Source organism: Pseudomonas oryzihabitans (assembly GCF_032027545.1).
Lineage (GTDB): Bacteria > Pseudomonadota > Gammaproteobacteria > Pseudomonadales > Pseudomonadaceae > Chryseomonas > Chryseomonas oryzihabitans_F.
The window spans coordinates 91,439-103,807 of record NZ_JAVSJB010000003.1 but is presented as its reverse complement, the minus strand read 5'-3'; the positions used below and the strand labels follow the sequence as shown (position 1 = coordinate 103,807).

Genomic DNA, 12,369 nt, shown 5'->3' with positions numbered 1-12,369 from the left:
GTGCCAGCAAGCGACAGTAGCAGTATTACCGTAGGCGCGTTCCACTGCAGAAACCTTGAGCGAGAAGGCATGATCTTTCTCCGACTGCCTATTGCCTGACGAATATGGTATTCACGGAAACCTGAGTGCTGGCAGTGGGCGTAGCTGAGTTGTCACTGGCCGCGCCAGCGCCTTGGGTCTCGATGCGAAGCACACTGGTCTCGATCGGCTTGATGCCCTGGTCTCCGCCAATCGCGCTAACCTCTATGCCAGGTAGAGGATTGATGCGATAGCGAGCTTGGTAGGGGAGGTCCTGCAGAGCATCCGCGTTACTCCAAGCAGTCGTCTGAGCGGTGTTTTGCCAGTCGCTGACACCCTTGGTGCGAGCGAAGGCTTCAGCCTGTCGTTGCGCCATTTCAGCGGACTGGAAAGCCAGGCTCTGGTCGCGGCTATTACTCGCCATACGCTCCTGAAGCGTTGTGCCCCTCATGCTGCCAAGGGCAATAAGGGTCATGAGAAGGAGCATCACCAAGGTGACGATCAAAACGGCGCCGCGCTGCCCGCTTACCGAGGGTGGGGTCATGGTAGATGATTCCGGATGCTGACGGTCTGGGTGAAGACCTGACCCAGACGGCCATTTGCCAAGGTCACGTTATTGCCTCGAAAGGTGAACTGCTGATTCGGCACCACGGCGCGAGTATCTCGACTCACCGCGATCAGGCTGATCTGTGCCGAAATCACCGAGGACCAGTCGGTGATCAACTGAGCATCGTGATAGTCGCCCGTGATTTGCCCGGTGGCGTCGCCTTGGGCATATTGAATCTGCAGGTCTTGGATGCCGGTGACTAGTTCTTCATCCACTTCCAGGGCCGCGAAGGTGCTCGAAGACAGATAGCGGATTCGGCGTAGCGCTGGAATATCGGCAGAGATGTTGCTGGGACCTATGTAATACAGGGTGCTTTGATAGCTGGAAACGATTGCCGTGCGCGGATAGGCACGGTTCATCGTGATCGGCGTCGAAAGTGTTGTGTCGGTGCTTGCATTCTGATTGACGAAAAGCGTGCAGCCGGCAGCATCGGAAATCACCAGCAAACTACCTGGCGGCTGCCCGGTTGCTGCCGTTGCCGTAAGGATAGTGGCGCCATTGTCTACGGGATTGGCTAGTTCGATGCCGGTCGCACCGGCGGCATGCTTGAGCAGGATGAGGTCGGTGCCGGTACTGTGTTTGGCGGGATCTATGTAAAGGGTATTCAGCCAACTGGGTACGTTGGTTTCGTCTGTACCGTTCCAGCCTTCGATACCTGATCCGAGTTCGTAACGTAAGTCGTTTTTAGGGAGGGTAGCGGGCGTCCTATCAACTGGCCTTGCGGAGATGCATTCGCCCCCATAGCCTGCGTTTTTCAAGTCATAGGCTAAAAAATCCAAGGCGAAGCGTCCTGCTTCCTGGACTTGTGATAGCGCCGAGTTGGTCTGATATGTCTGGCGAGATGAAAGGAAAACCTGCATCACACCGCCCATGAGCAGCAAACCCAAGAGCAGGGCAATCATGAGTTCGATGATGGAAAGGCCAGCTTGGTGGCGAGGAAGCCGGGCTTTCATAGGCGGGTCCTGTAGGCGAAGGTTTCCAAACGGTTCGCTTCGGCCTGCTCGGCGGTTTCGTTGGCACTTTTTATCCGGGCGCGTGCATCTTCCCAGCGAATGCTGATGGTGACGATGTTGCCATCGGTCACTATGGTGCCTGTGCCTTGTGGTAGGGTCGTCGCCAGAGTATTCAACCACTGCGCACGATCCCGTTGAACGGAATCACTACTCAACGCATTGCTGCTAGACGAGTCTGGAAAGCTACTGATCGTATAGTTTCCAGCTAGGGCTGCCGCGCGATTTGCGCGCATACGCTCTGCCATGTCGTTGGCTAGGATCGTGGCCTGGGAGCGATAGTAGGCGCCATGGTTGCTTTGGACGCTGACGGTTTGCAGCCCGGCAAGCCCGAGTAGACCGATAGCGAGGATGACCATGGCCACCAGTACTTCGATCAGGGTGGCGCCTGTTTGTTTCTGCATGGGTCTCATGGTGATAGGCAGCCGTTCTGATTGACGAAGGCGTTGCCGGTAAGAACCATTGATATGGCACGGCGACAAGTTGCGGTATTGACGCTGAAGGCTTGTGGATCGGCAATGGAGGTCATGCCATTGCTGTGGTAAGTCACACCGCTATTGACCCCTGTCAAGACGATGCCGGTGGTAGGCTCCCACGCGCGAATGACATTGTTGCCTTGGATCAGTAGCCAGCCTGCCGTCCAGTCGGTTCCATTCTCACAGGCGTTACCTGCCACGTTGCGGCGACACAGCATGACGTCCATTCGTCGCTTCAGGGCTTCGGAGCGAGCCATTTGCAAGGCACCTAGCAGCTCGTTACTCATGACCGCCGCTCTATTGCTTTGCAGCATGCGGGTAAAGGACGGCGCGGCGATGCTGATCACGATCGCCAAGATGGCGATCGCTACCATCGTTTCGATAAGAGTGAAACCGTACTGGGTACGCATCGTCGACATTCGCCATGTTGGGATTCGTAGCATGGGGGATTCTGCTGCTAGGGAGTAGCTGGCTACGGATGTCCGGTCGAAAGAGCAAGGTGTCTGGTACGCGGGTTTAAGCGCAGCGATCGCTCTCGCGGAGATTCGCCGGTTCGATCCGTCCGGCTTTGTTCAGGACGAGGCGGGCGAGCGGAGCGTCGCCCCGACAGAGGATGAAGCTGCCATTCAGGGAATCGGTGGTGCCGTTACTCAGGAAGGTGAGATGGGGCTGCTGGCGAAAGTTGTTCCAGCGCCAGTGCAGGCCTTCCGGCAGTTCGCTGACCAGCAGCGTCGCCTCTTCGGCGGACTGCAGCCCATCACGATCAAGATCGGGAAAGACGCGCATCGCGGCCGACCAGAGGCTGGTGGCTTCGCAGGTATCCGCTGGCGCATGGCAGATGGAAACCGTGCTTTTTCTGGTGATGGCGGCGGTGCGGGCGAAGTTGACCGTTTCCCTCAGATGTTCGATGGCGATCTGCTGGCGGTTACGTTGCAGCAGTTCGCCGAACGCAGGCGCCGCCAGCGCCGTGACAATGCCGAGTACACTGAGACAGATGAGCAGTTCGAAGAGGCTGACGCCTCGCGCGTTGCGGTGTGCCATGTCGACGTCCTTGCGTAGTCTTCCGGCCTTCCTGGCCGCAGAAGCCATGTAATGTCGTTGTGCTGGCGAGTCAATTCCAAGGTGCTAGAGGTGTGACGTGAGTTTCGATGTGGCTGTGGTAGGGGCCGGTGCCATCGGGTTGCTGTCGGCCTATCACCTGTCCTTGAGCGGTCGGCGGGTGGTGTTGGTGGAGCGGGGCGAGCCTGGACGGGAAGCGTCCTGGGCGGGTGGCGGGATCGTCTCGCCGCTCTATCCATGGCGCTATCAACCTGCCGTGACGGCATTGGCGCACTGGTCCCAGGATTTCTATCCGGTGTTGGGCGAACGCCTGCGGCAGGAAACGGACATCGATCCGGAGGTCGAGGTGACCGGCCTGTACTGGCTGGACCTGGAGGACGAGGCCGAGGCGCTGCAATGGGCCCGGCGCAACGTCAGGCCGCTCTCGTCAGTGTCGATGGACGAGGTGCGCGGTCGGGTACCGGTGCTGGGGGCTGGCTACGAGCGCGCGGTATTCATGGCCGGGGTGGCCAATGTGCGCAATCCGCGCTTGGTGCGTTCCTTACGCGAAGCCCTGTTGCGCATGCCCAACGTGACGCTATTGAGCGAGTCGCCAGTGACAGGCTTCCTGCGCCAGGGTGAGCGCGTAACAGGGGTGCAGACGGCGCGCGAGGCCATCCATGCCGAGTCTGTCGTGGTCTGTGCCGGCGCCTGGAGCGGCGAGTTGCTGCGCACCCTGGGCCTGGCGGTGCCGGTGAATCCGGTCAAGGGCCAGATGCTGCTCTATCGGCAGCCGGTGGGTTATCTGAGCAGCATGGTGCTGGCCAAGGGACGCTACGCCATTCCGCGCCGCGATGGTCATATCCTCATCGGCAGCACCTTGGAGCACGCCGAATTCGACAAGACGCCGACCGCCGAGGCGCTGGCCAGTCTGCAGGCTTCGGCCGCCGAGCTGCTGCCGGCGCTGGCCGGCCAGGCGCCGGTGGGGCATTGGGCGGGACTGCGGCCAGGGTCGCCGGATGGCGTACCCTTCATCGGGCCGGTGCCGGAGCTGTCCGGGCTGTGGCTCAACTGCGGGCACTATCGTAACGGCCTGGTGCTGGCACCGGCCTCCTGCCAGCTGTTGACCGATCTGCTCACCGAACGCACGCCGATCATCGATCCGGCGCCCTATGCGCTAGGCACGCGGCTGAGGCTCGGGTGATCAGTCGATGCCGAGCTTCTTCAGTCGGTAGCGCATGGAGCGGAACGACAGACCCAGGCGTTCCGCGGCGGCGGTGCGATTCCAGCGGGTTTCCTCGAGCGCCTGCATGATCAGCTGGCGTTCGATGGATTCCAGATGGTCTTCGAGATTGGCGATGTTGGCCAGACTGGCCTCGCCGTTGGCGGTCGTGGCAGGTGCATCGGCCAGCCGCAGGTCGTTCGGCCGGATGATGTCGCCCTCGCAGAGGGTATAGGCGCGCTCCAGCATGTTTTCCAGTTCGCGGACGTTGCCCGGGAAGCGGTAGCTCTTGAGCTTGGCCAGGGCATCCTCGCCAAGCGTCGCCGGGGCGAGTCCGGAATCTCGTGCCAGGCGATGGAGCATGTGGCTGACGAGCGCGCCGATGTCTTCACGGCGCTCGCGCAGGGCCGGTACCTGCAGCTCGATGACGTTGAGGCGGTAGTAGAGATCCTGGCGGAAGGTGCCGGCGGCGACTTCCGCAGCGAGATCCTTGTGGGTAGCGCTGAGGATGCGCACGTCGAGGCTGATCTCCTGCTGACTGCCTACCGGACGCACGGCCTTTTCCTGGATGGCGCGCAGCAGCTTGACCTGCATCGGCAGTGGCAGGTCGGCTACCTCGTCGAGGAACAGGGTGCCGCCCTGGGCCGCCTGGAACAGGCCCTGCTTGTCTTCGATGGCACCGGTGAAGCTGCCCTTGCGATGACCGAAGAACTCGCTCTCCATCAATTCCGAGGGGATGGCCCCGCAGTTGACCGGGACGAAGGGCTTGCCGGCACGGGGACCCTGTTCGTGGATCAGGCGTGCCACGCGCTCCTTGCCGCTGCCCGATTCGCCGCTGATGTAGACCGGCGCCTGGCTGCGCGCCAGCTTGGCGATCTGGGTGCGCAGGGCCTGCATGGGCGGCGACTCGCCGAGCAGTTGCGTCTCGCTGGCGCCGGCGGCCGGACTGGCAGGGCCGGACAGACGCAGGGCGGTACCCACCAGCTCGCGCAGGCGCGGCAGGTCCACCGGCTTGGTGAGATAGTCGAAGGCACCGGCCTTGAGCGCCTGGACGGCGGTTTCCAGGCTGCCGAAGGCGGTGATCATGGCCACCGGCAACTGTGGCAGGCGCTGCTGGATGAACTGGATCAGTTCGAGGCCGGAGCCATCGGGCAGGCGCATGTCGGTCAGGCAGAGGTCGAAGCTTTCCCGCTCGAGGATGGCGCGCGCATCGGCGATGTTCTTGGCGCTGGCAGTGTCGAGCTTCATCCGGCCGAGGGTGATTTCCAAGAGTTCGCGGATATCGGGTTCGTCATCGACGATCAGGACTTTCTGTCTGGCCATGCTCAGCTCATTGTGCGGGGATGGGCGAAGGTGATGCGAAAACAGCTGCCGTTCGCCAGGGGATGATAGCCAAGTCTGGCCTGATTGCTTTCGCAAAGCTCACGGGAGATATACAGGCCCAGCCCGGTCCCCTTGTTCTCCGTGGTGAAGAAGGGCTCGAAGAGGTGGTCGAGCTGCTCGGCGGCGACCCCCGGACCGTCGTCCACCACGTCGAGGATGGGCAGATCGCTCTCGGGATCGCGATAGACGCTGAGCCAGACCTGGCCGGTGCCGCTGTAGCGCAGGCCGTTCTGCACCAGGTTGGTGAGGATCTGCCCCAACTGGTGGGGGTCCATGTGGGTCTGCAGGGTGCCAGGTTCGGTCTTGACGTGCAGCGTCTGGCCGGCGGGCAGGGTAGGGCGCAGCTCGCCGGCGAAACGGTGGGCCCAGTAGCGCAGGTCGATCAGTTGGGGGGCCGACTGCCGCCGTCTGGAAAGTTGCAGGACGTTTTCCACCACCCGGTTCATCCGCCGCGACTGGTCCTGGATGATCTGCGCCAGGCGCCGGTCCGGTGTGGTCAGCTCCTCGGATTCCTGCAGCAGTTGCGCCGCGTGGCTGATGGCGCCCAGCGGATTGCGGATCTCGTGGGCGATGCCGGCCGTCAGGCGGCCGAGGGAGGCGAGCTTGAGTTGCTGCGCCTGCTGGGCGATTCGCGAGACATCTTCGAGAAAGGTCAGGATGCGCTCGCCCTCACCCTGTTGCAGGCGGGCGAAGGTCGGCTGCAACGCGGGACCATTGGCATAGGCGCGCAGCGTTGCGGGGCGGATGCTGGGGTTGCGCTCCCACTCTTCCAGACGCTGGGCCAGCCCCGAGGTCAGCGGGGTGATGGCGGTATCGTCGTCGACCCCGAGCAGGCGCCGGGCGGCGGGGTTGGCCAGCAGCACCCGATACTCGGTATCGAACACCAGGATGCCGGTGCGCATCCGCTCGAGGATGAGGGCGTTGAGCGCTTCCAGTTCGGCCACGGCGGTGGCGCGTGTCTCGGCCAGGGCCTGGCTGTCCAGCAGGCGCCGCACCAGCCACTGCACCAGCAGTGCTGTGGCGAAGCACAGTGTCCCCAGGCCAGCCGCCTGCACGTAGCCAATGCCGCCATCACCGCGTCGCATATCGAGATAGGTGGTGGCGAGCAGCAGGGCGATGGCGGCCAGGGCCGCGATCAGCAGGCCGCGACGCCCGCGGATCAGGACATTGGAAACCCCGACGGTCACCACCAGCAGGCTGCCCATGCCGCTGGCGATCCCTCCCGCGAGGAAGAACAGCCCGCCCAAGGCCAGGATGTCGATCAACGCCAGGACGAACGCATGGCCGCGCCAGTAGTGCTGGGTGGCCGCCAGGGCGATGTTGATGGCGAGATAGGCCCAGCTGGACTGGCGGAACAGCTGGCCGTCCACCGTACGCAGCCACTGCTGGTCCAGATCGCTGGAAATCAGCACGACCAGCGCCAGGCCGATGACGATGCGGTAGAGGTGGTAGAGCCGCAGGACCGCCTCGGCTCTCAGGAGGCTCGTGTCAGTTTCGCGGCTCATGCTGCAACCGGCGATGTTCGGCGCTGCAGTACCAGCGCTGGTTGTCGCCGTCGGGCAGTGCCCGCTCCTGCGGCACGTGGACCCCGCAATGGGCACAGCGCACCATGGGATTGGGCGGCAGCGGTCGCGCCTGGTTGGCCTGCGGTCGTGTCTTGCCGCGCCACCAGCGTCTGACCATCCAGAACAGCGCGCCCAGCAGGACGAGCCACAACAGCAGGCGAAGCAGACCCATGGACGATCTCGCGGCGTAAATGATGGGGGAGTTTAGCAGGGCGGCCCGGCGGCGGGAGCGCGCCGTGCGGCATCGATTGTCCGGCTTGGCCGCATGCGGGAAAATGCCGCGATCAACCGGGCAAGGAAGTATGCATGAGTCAGCTGCTGAACGTCGTGATGGCGCAATTGAACCTCAAGGTGGGCGACATCCATGGCAACGTCGATCGCATCATCGCGGCGGCCTGCGAGGCGCGCGACCAGCTGGGAGGCGATCTGATCGTCTTTCCCGAGCTGTCGCTGTGTGGCTATCCCCCCGAGGATCTGCTGCTGCGTTCCAGCATGCAGAGGCGCATCGAGCAGGGCCTGCAGCGAATTCGCGTGGAAGTCGCCGGTATCCATGTGCTGGTGGGCTTTCCCTGGCAGGAGGACGGGCGGCGCTGCAACGCCTGCGCGGTCTATCGCGATGGTGCCGAGCTGGCCTTCTATCGCAAGCAACAGTTGCCGAATTACCGGGTGTTCGACGAGAAACGTTATTTCGAGCCAGGCGATAGCGCGGCGGTGTTCGACTACCAGGGCGTGCCCATCGGCGTCACCATCTGCGAGGACATCTGGTTCGCCGAGCCGATGGCCAAGGCACGCGCTGCCGGGGCGCGGCTGATGCTCAACCTGAACGCCTCGCCGTTCCACGGCGGCAAGCAGCCCGAGCGCGAGGCGGTGGTGGCCGAGCGGGCACGGGAGGGTGGCATGCCGGTGGTCTACGTCAACCAGGTGGGTGGGCAGGACGAGCTGGTGTTCGACGGCCATTCCTTCGTGGTGGATGCGGCCGGCCAGGTCACCCAGCGGGCACCGGCCTTCGTCGAGGGGCTCTATCCGGTCGTCTTCGCGGCGAATCTGCAGCCGCAGCCCGCCGAGCTCGCCGCCGTGGCATCGCTGGAAGCCAGCGTCTACGACGCCCTGGTGCTCGGCGTGCGCGACTATGTGCGTAAGAACGGCTTCAAGGGCGTGGTGCTGGGACTGTCCGGCGGGATCGACTCGGCTCTGGTGCTGGCAGTGGCCGCGGATGCCCTAGGCGCGGAACAGGTGGAGGCGGTGATGATGCCCTACCACTACACCGCCCAGATCAGCCTGGAAGACGCCGAGGCCGAAGCTCGGGCGCTGGGTGTGCGCTACAGCGTGCTGCCCATCGCGCCCATGGTCGAGGCCTTCCAGCAGACCCTGGCCGGCGAATTCGCCGGACTCGGGCGCGATACCACCGAAGAGAATCTGCAGGCGCGGTGCCGTGGCACCCTGTTGATGGCCATTTCCAACAAGAAGGGCTATCTGGTGCTGACCACCGGCAACAAGAGCGAGATGGCGGTGGGGTACGCCACCCTCTATGGCGACATGGCCGGCGGCTTCGACGTGCTCAAGGATGTGCCCAAGACCTTGGTGTTCCGCCTCTGCGAGTACCGCAATCGCGATGGCGTGGTGATTCCCCAGCGCGTCATCGACCGGCCACCGTCCGCCGAGTTGTCGCCCGACCAGAAAGATGAGGACTCGCTACCGCCATATCCGGTGCTCGATGAGATCCTGCGCCTTTACGTCGAGCAGGATCTTTCGGCGGTGGATATCGTCGCCGCCGGCTTCGCCGAGGAAACGGTGCGCAAGGTGCTGCGCCTGGTGGATCTCAACGAGTACAAGCGGCGCCAGGCCGCGGTCGGCGCGCGGGTAACCCAGCGTGGCTTCGGCCGCGACCGGCGTTACCCCATCACCTCGGGCTGGCGCATCGGCGACTGAACCCCGTTCGCGCCGGGTCTCGCGACCCGGCGCCCAAGGCGCCGTCGGGCACAATGAAAAAGGGGAAGCCGACCGGCTTCCCCTTTTTCATATCCCGTGCGGGATCAGTCGAACAGACCGAAGGTCAGGCGGCTGAACCAGGAGCGCTTGGCGGGCGCGGGCGTCGCGCCGCCGGCCTTCTCGGCTTCCGCCGGGTCAACGATGCGCAGCTCGGGCGCCAGGTTGTCACGCTCTTCCTGGTACTTGCGCTGGATGTCCTGGCTGGCGCGGGTCTCGCCGGGCGGCAGTGGATCGTTCGGGCGATCGATCAGGCCCAGGGTCGCGCGAGTCAGCCAGGAGCGCTGCTCGTCCTTGTCATCCGGTTCGCGCAGCTGGAACTCGCCATTCTTCAGGCTGACGTTGTCCGGATAGTTCAGCTTCAGGGTTTCCAGGCTGGAGGCGGCCAGATCGTTCAGCCCCATGTGCTGGTAGGCCTCGGTCATCAGCGCCAGGCCATCGCCCACGGACGGGGTGCCCTGGAAGTTCTCGACCACGTAACGACCGCGGTTGGCAGCGGCAACGTAGGCCTTGCGGGTCAGGTAGTAGTGGCCGACGTGGATGTCGTAGGCCGCCAGCAGGTTGCGCAGGTAGACCATGCGCGCCTTGGCGTCGGGGGCGTAGCGGCTGTTGGGGAAGCGGCTGGTGAACTGGGCGAAGTCGTTGAAGGAGTCACGCGCGGCGCCCGGGTCACGCTTGGTCATGTCCAGCGGCAGGAAGCGCGCCAACAGGCCGCGGTCCTGTTCGAAGGAGGACACGCCCTTCATGTAGTAGGCGTAGTCGACATTGGGGTGCTGCGGATGCAGGCGGATGAAGCGATCCGCTGCCGTGCGCGCCGCCTCGGGCTCAGCATTCTTGTAGTTGGCGTAGATCAGCTCGAGCTGCGCCTGTTCGGCGTAGCGGCCGAAGGGATACCGCGACTCCAGGGCCTTCAGCTTGCTGATGGCGTCGGTGTAGCTGCTGTTGGAGATATCGCGCTGGGCCTGGGTATAGAGCTCGCCCTCGGGCAGATTCTCCGGAACCTCGGGCGCTTTCGAGGAGCAGGCGGCGGTGAGGACTAGGCTGGTGACCAGCAGCAGGTGCTTCAATTGCATGGCGGCTTGGATTCCCCGAAACGGTCGGCGGTGCAGGGATGAGGGCGGAGAGCTCTCACCTAGCCTGTGACGGGGCCGGAACCGTCCTGTTATGATGATCGACCCGGAATGCCGGGGCAAAAAAGTCGCCGTATTTAACCACAGGGTCGGGCCGATTCCAAAAGCCCTGCCATTGCCCGCGCAGATCCATGTCCGAATCCATCGTTCTCAATGCCGAAGTCCCCTCCGAACTCGGGGGCCAGCGCCTCGACCAGGTCGCTGCCCAACTGTTCGCCGAACATTCCCGCTCGCGTCTCGCCGCCTGGATCAAGGACGGCAGCCTGACCGTCGACGGCGCCGTGCTGCGCCCGCGCGATACCGTCCATGGCGGCGCCCAGCTGGCGCTGCGCGCCGAGCGCGAGGCCCAGGGTGAGTGGGTGGCCCAGGACATCGAGCTGGACATCGTCTACGAGGACGACCACCTGCTGGTGCTCGACAAACCGGCCGGCTTGGTGGTCCATCCGGCTGCCGGCCATGCCGACGGCACCCTGCTCAATGCCCTGCTGCACCACGTGCCTGGCTTGGAGAGCGTGCCGCGGGCCGGCATCGTCCATCGCCTGGACAAGGACACCACCGGCCTCATGGTGGTGGCCAAGACCCTGGAAGCCCATACCCATTTGGTCGCCCAGCTGCAGGCGCGCTCGGTGAGTCGCATCTATGAAGCCGTCGTCGCCGGGGTGATCGTCGCCGGAGGTACGGTCGACGCACCCATCGGCCGGCATTCTCAGCGGCGCCAGCAGATGGCGGTGATTGCCGGCGGCAAGCCCGCGGTCAGTCACTATCGGGTGCTGGAGCGCTTCCGCGCCTATACCCATACCCGGGTCAAGCTGGAGACCGGGCGGACCCATCAGATCCGCGTGCACATGACCCATGTCGGCTTCCCACTGGTGGGCGATCCGGTTTATGGCGGGCGCTTCAAGATCCCGCCGGCGACCAACCCGACGCTGATCAAGACCCTGCGCGAATTCCCGCGCCAGGCGCTGCACGCGCGCTTCCTCGAACTGGATCATCCGGTGACCGGCGCGCGCCTGCGCTGGGAATCGCCGCTGCCGGAAGACCTGGTCTGGCTGTTGGACCTGCTGCGGCAGGACCGGGAATCCTTCGAATGATCGGCGCCGACTGGCTGCGGCCGGACTGGCCGGCGCCGGTCGGTGTCCAGGCCTGCGTCACCACCCGCGTGGGTGGTGTCAGCCAAGGGCCATTCGCCAGCTTCAATTTGGGCATCCACGTCGATGACGATCCGGCTGCGGTCGCCGAGAACCGCCGCCGCCTGGGTGAGGCCCTTGGCTGCCGCCCCGCCTGGCTCGAACAGGTGCACGGGACCGACGTCGTCGAGGCCGACCCCGAGCGGGTGCTGCGGGCCGATGCGGCCTGGAGCGAGACGCCCGGCATCGCCGTGACCATGATGACCGCCGACTGCCTGCCGGCCTTGTTCTGCCGCCGGGACGGCTCCCGGGTCGCCGCCGCTCATGCCGGCTGGCGCGGTCTGGCCGGTGGCGTTCTGGAAGCCGCCGCGGCCAGCCTGGAGGTGGCGCCCGCAGAGGTGCTGGTCTGGCTAGGCCCAGCCATCGGCCCGGCCAGCTTCGAGGTCGGCGCCGAGGTGCGCGAGGCCTTCATCGCCCAGCATGCCGCAGCCGAGCATTGTTTCGTGGCGCGGGGAGGGGACAAGTACCTGGGCGATCTCTATGCCCTGGCCCGCCTGCGTCTCGCTACCCGCGGCATCACGGCGGTGTATGGCGGCGGTCTGGACACCTTCACTGACCAAGAGCGTTTCTTCTCCTATCGCCGCTCTTCCCGCACCGGTCGCTTCGCCAGTCTGATCTGGATCAAGTCCTGAATATTTTTTGGGATGTCAAGCCTCACTGGCTTGAATCGTCACGCATCGCCCCTATCTAAAGATCATTCCCGCGGGTAATCGAAAGCGCCTTCTGCCGCGCCGTCCCGCGTTTCAG

13 protein-coding genes are annotated in these 12,369 nt (G+C 64.3%); 4 read left to right on the top strand and 9 right to left on the bottom strand.

Annotated features, from left to right (window positions below; all coding sequences use genetic code 11):
- Nucleotides 1–88: 88 nt before the first annotated feature.
- From RND78_RS05425 to RND78_RS05405, 5 genes are all read right to left on the bottom strand, one after another.
- On the bottom strand, nucleotides 89–562 hold the full coding sequence (locus tag RND78_RS05425) for a PilX N-terminal domain-containing pilus assembly protein (RefSeq protein ID WP_312726682.1): 474 nt from the start codon (nucleotides 560–562) through the stop codon (nucleotides 89–91).
- On the bottom strand, nucleotides 559–1,578 hold the full coding sequence (locus RND78_RS05420) for a PilW family protein (protein WP_312726681.1): 1,020 nt from the start codon (nucleotides 1,576–1,578) through the stop codon (nucleotides 559–561). The genes RND78_RS05425 and RND78_RS05420 overlap by 4 nt, the downstream gene beginning before the upstream one ends.
- The gene (pilV, locus tag RND78_RS05415; RefSeq protein WP_312726680.1) at nucleotides 1,575–2,039 is read right to left on the bottom strand and encodes a type IV pilus modification protein PilV; all 465 of its coding nucleotides are present in this window, start codon (nucleotides 2,037–2,039) and stop codon (nucleotides 1,575–1,577) included. Before pilV ends, RND78_RS05420 begins: the two co-directional genes overlap by 4 nt.
- A 5-nt stretch (nucleotides 2,040–2,044) precedes the next feature.
- Nucleotides 2,045–2,521, bottom strand: a complete 477-nt coding sequence (locus RND78_RS05410; protein ID WP_312726679.1) for a GspH/FimT family pseudopilin — start codon at nucleotides 2,519–2,521, stop codon at nucleotides 2,045–2,047.
- 106 nt (nucleotides 2,522–2,627) lie between these two features.
- Nucleotides 2,628–3,152 (bottom strand): GspH/FimT family pseudopilin, encoded by a 525-nt coding sequence (locus RND78_RS05405; RefSeq protein ID WP_312726677.1) that lies wholly within the window; start codon nucleotides 3,150–3,152, stop codon nucleotides 2,628–2,630.
- Between the two features lie 97 nt (nucleotides 3,153–3,249).
- Between RND78_RS05405 and thiO the strand changes: the two genes are divergently transcribed.
- Nucleotides 3,250–4,353: a glycine oxidase ThiO gene (gene thiO, locus RND78_RS05400; RefSeq protein ID WP_312726675.1), complete on the top strand. Its 1,104-nt coding sequence runs from the start codon at nucleotides 3,250–3,252 to the stop codon at nucleotides 4,351–4,353.
- Here thiO and RND78_RS05395 read toward each other — a convergent pair whose 3' ends face one another.
- From RND78_RS05395 to RND78_RS05385, 3 genes are read right to left on the bottom strand one after another with little or no spacing between them, the layout of a single operon-like run.
- On the bottom strand, nucleotides 4,354–5,694 hold the full coding sequence (locus RND78_RS05395; RefSeq protein WP_312726673.1) for a sigma-54 dependent transcriptional regulator: 1,341 nt from the start codon (nucleotides 5,692–5,694) through the stop codon (nucleotides 4,354–4,356).
- A 2-nt stretch (nucleotides 5,695–5,696) separates the two neighbouring features.
- Nucleotides 5,697–7,259: an ATP-binding protein gene (locus tag RND78_RS05390; RefSeq protein ID WP_312726672.1), complete on the bottom strand. Its 1,563-nt coding sequence runs from the start codon at nucleotides 7,257–7,259 to the stop codon at nucleotides 5,697–5,699.
- Nucleotides 7,243–7,491: a PP0621 family protein gene (locus RND78_RS05385; protein WP_312726670.1), complete on the bottom strand. Its 249-nt coding sequence runs from the start codon at nucleotides 7,489–7,491 to the stop codon at nucleotides 7,243–7,245. Before RND78_RS05385 ends, RND78_RS05390 begins: the two co-directional genes overlap by 17 nt.
- A gap of 134 nt (nucleotides 7,492–7,625) precedes the next feature.
- On the opposite strand from RND78_RS05385, the gene RND78_RS05380 reads away from it, so the two are divergent.
- Nucleotides 7,626–9,248: an NAD+ synthase gene (locus RND78_RS05380; RefSeq protein WP_312726669.1), complete on the top strand. Its 1,623-nt coding sequence runs from the start codon at nucleotides 7,626–7,628 to the stop codon at nucleotides 9,246–9,248.
- A 104-nt stretch (nucleotides 9,249–9,352) separates the two neighbouring features.
- Here RND78_RS05380 and RND78_RS05375 read toward each other — a convergent pair whose 3' ends face one another.
- The gene (locus tag RND78_RS05375) at nucleotides 9,353–10,378 is read right to left on the bottom strand and encodes an outer membrane protein assembly factor BamD (RefSeq protein ID WP_059231457.1); all 1,026 of its coding nucleotides are present in this window, start codon (nucleotides 10,376–10,378) and stop codon (nucleotides 9,353–9,355) included.
- 188 nt (nucleotides 10,379–10,566) lie between these two features.
- Between RND78_RS05375 and rluD the strand changes: the two genes are divergently transcribed.
- Both rluD and pgeF read left to right on the top strand, forming a co-directional pair.
- Nucleotides 10,567–11,526, top strand: a complete 960-nt coding sequence (gene rluD, locus RND78_RS05370; protein WP_059231459.1) for a 23S rRNA pseudouridine(1911/1915/1917) synthase RluD — start codon at nucleotides 10,567–10,569, stop codon at nucleotides 11,524–11,526.
- Nucleotides 11,523–12,254 (top strand): peptidoglycan editing factor PgeF, encoded by a 732-nt coding sequence (gene pgeF / locus RND78_RS05365; protein ID WP_312726663.1) that lies wholly within the window; start codon nucleotides 11,523–11,525, stop codon nucleotides 12,252–12,254. Before rluD ends, pgeF begins: the two co-directional genes overlap by 4 nt.
- Nucleotides 12,255–12,369: the final 115 nt, after the last annotated feature.

Coding starts and splice junctions, on each gene's coding strand:
- RND78_RS05425 (WP_312726682.1), bottom strand. CDS start 562: ATGACCCCACCCTCGGTAAGCGGGCAGCGCGGCGCCGTTTTGATCGTC.
- RND78_RS05420 (WP_312726681.1), bottom strand. CDS start 1,578: ATGAAAGCCCGGCTTCCTCGCCACCAAGCTGGCCTTTCCATCATCGAA.
- pilV (WP_312726680.1), bottom strand. CDS start 2,039: ATGCAGAAACAAACAGGCGCCACCCTGATCGAAGTACTGGTGGCCATG.
- RND78_RS05410 (WP_312726679.1), bottom strand. CDS start 2,521: ATGCGTACCCAGTACGGTTTCACTCTTATCGAAACGATGGTAGCGATC.
- RND78_RS05405 (WP_312726677.1), bottom strand. CDS start 3,152: ATGGCACACCGCAACGCGCGAGGCGTCAGCCTCTTCGAACTGCTCATC.
- RND78_RS05395 (WP_312726673.1), bottom strand. CDS start 5,694: ATGGCCAGACAGAAAGTCCTGATCGTCGATGACGAACCCGATATCCGC.
- RND78_RS05390 (WP_312726672.1), bottom strand. CDS start 7,259: ATGAGCCGCGAAACTGACACGAGCCTCCTGAGAGCCGAGGCGGTCCTG.
- RND78_RS05385 (WP_312726670.1), bottom strand. CDS start 7,491: ATGGGTCTGCTTCGCCTGCTGTTGTGGCTCGTCCTGCTGGGCGCGCTG.
- RND78_RS05380 (WP_312726669.1), top strand. CDS start 7,626: ATGAGTCAGCTGCTGAACGTCGTGATGGCGCAATTGAACCTCAAGGTG.
- RND78_RS05375 (WP_059231457.1), bottom strand. CDS start 10,378: ATGCAATTGAAGCACCTGCTGCTGGTCACCAGCCTAGTCCTCACCGCC.
- rluD (WP_059231459.1), top strand. CDS start 10,567: ATGTCCGAATCCATCGTTCTCAATGCCGAAGTCCCCTCCGAACTCGGG.
- pgeF (WP_312726663.1), top strand. CDS start 11,523: ATGATCGGCGCCGACTGGCTGCGGCCGGACTGGCCGGCGCCGGTCGGT.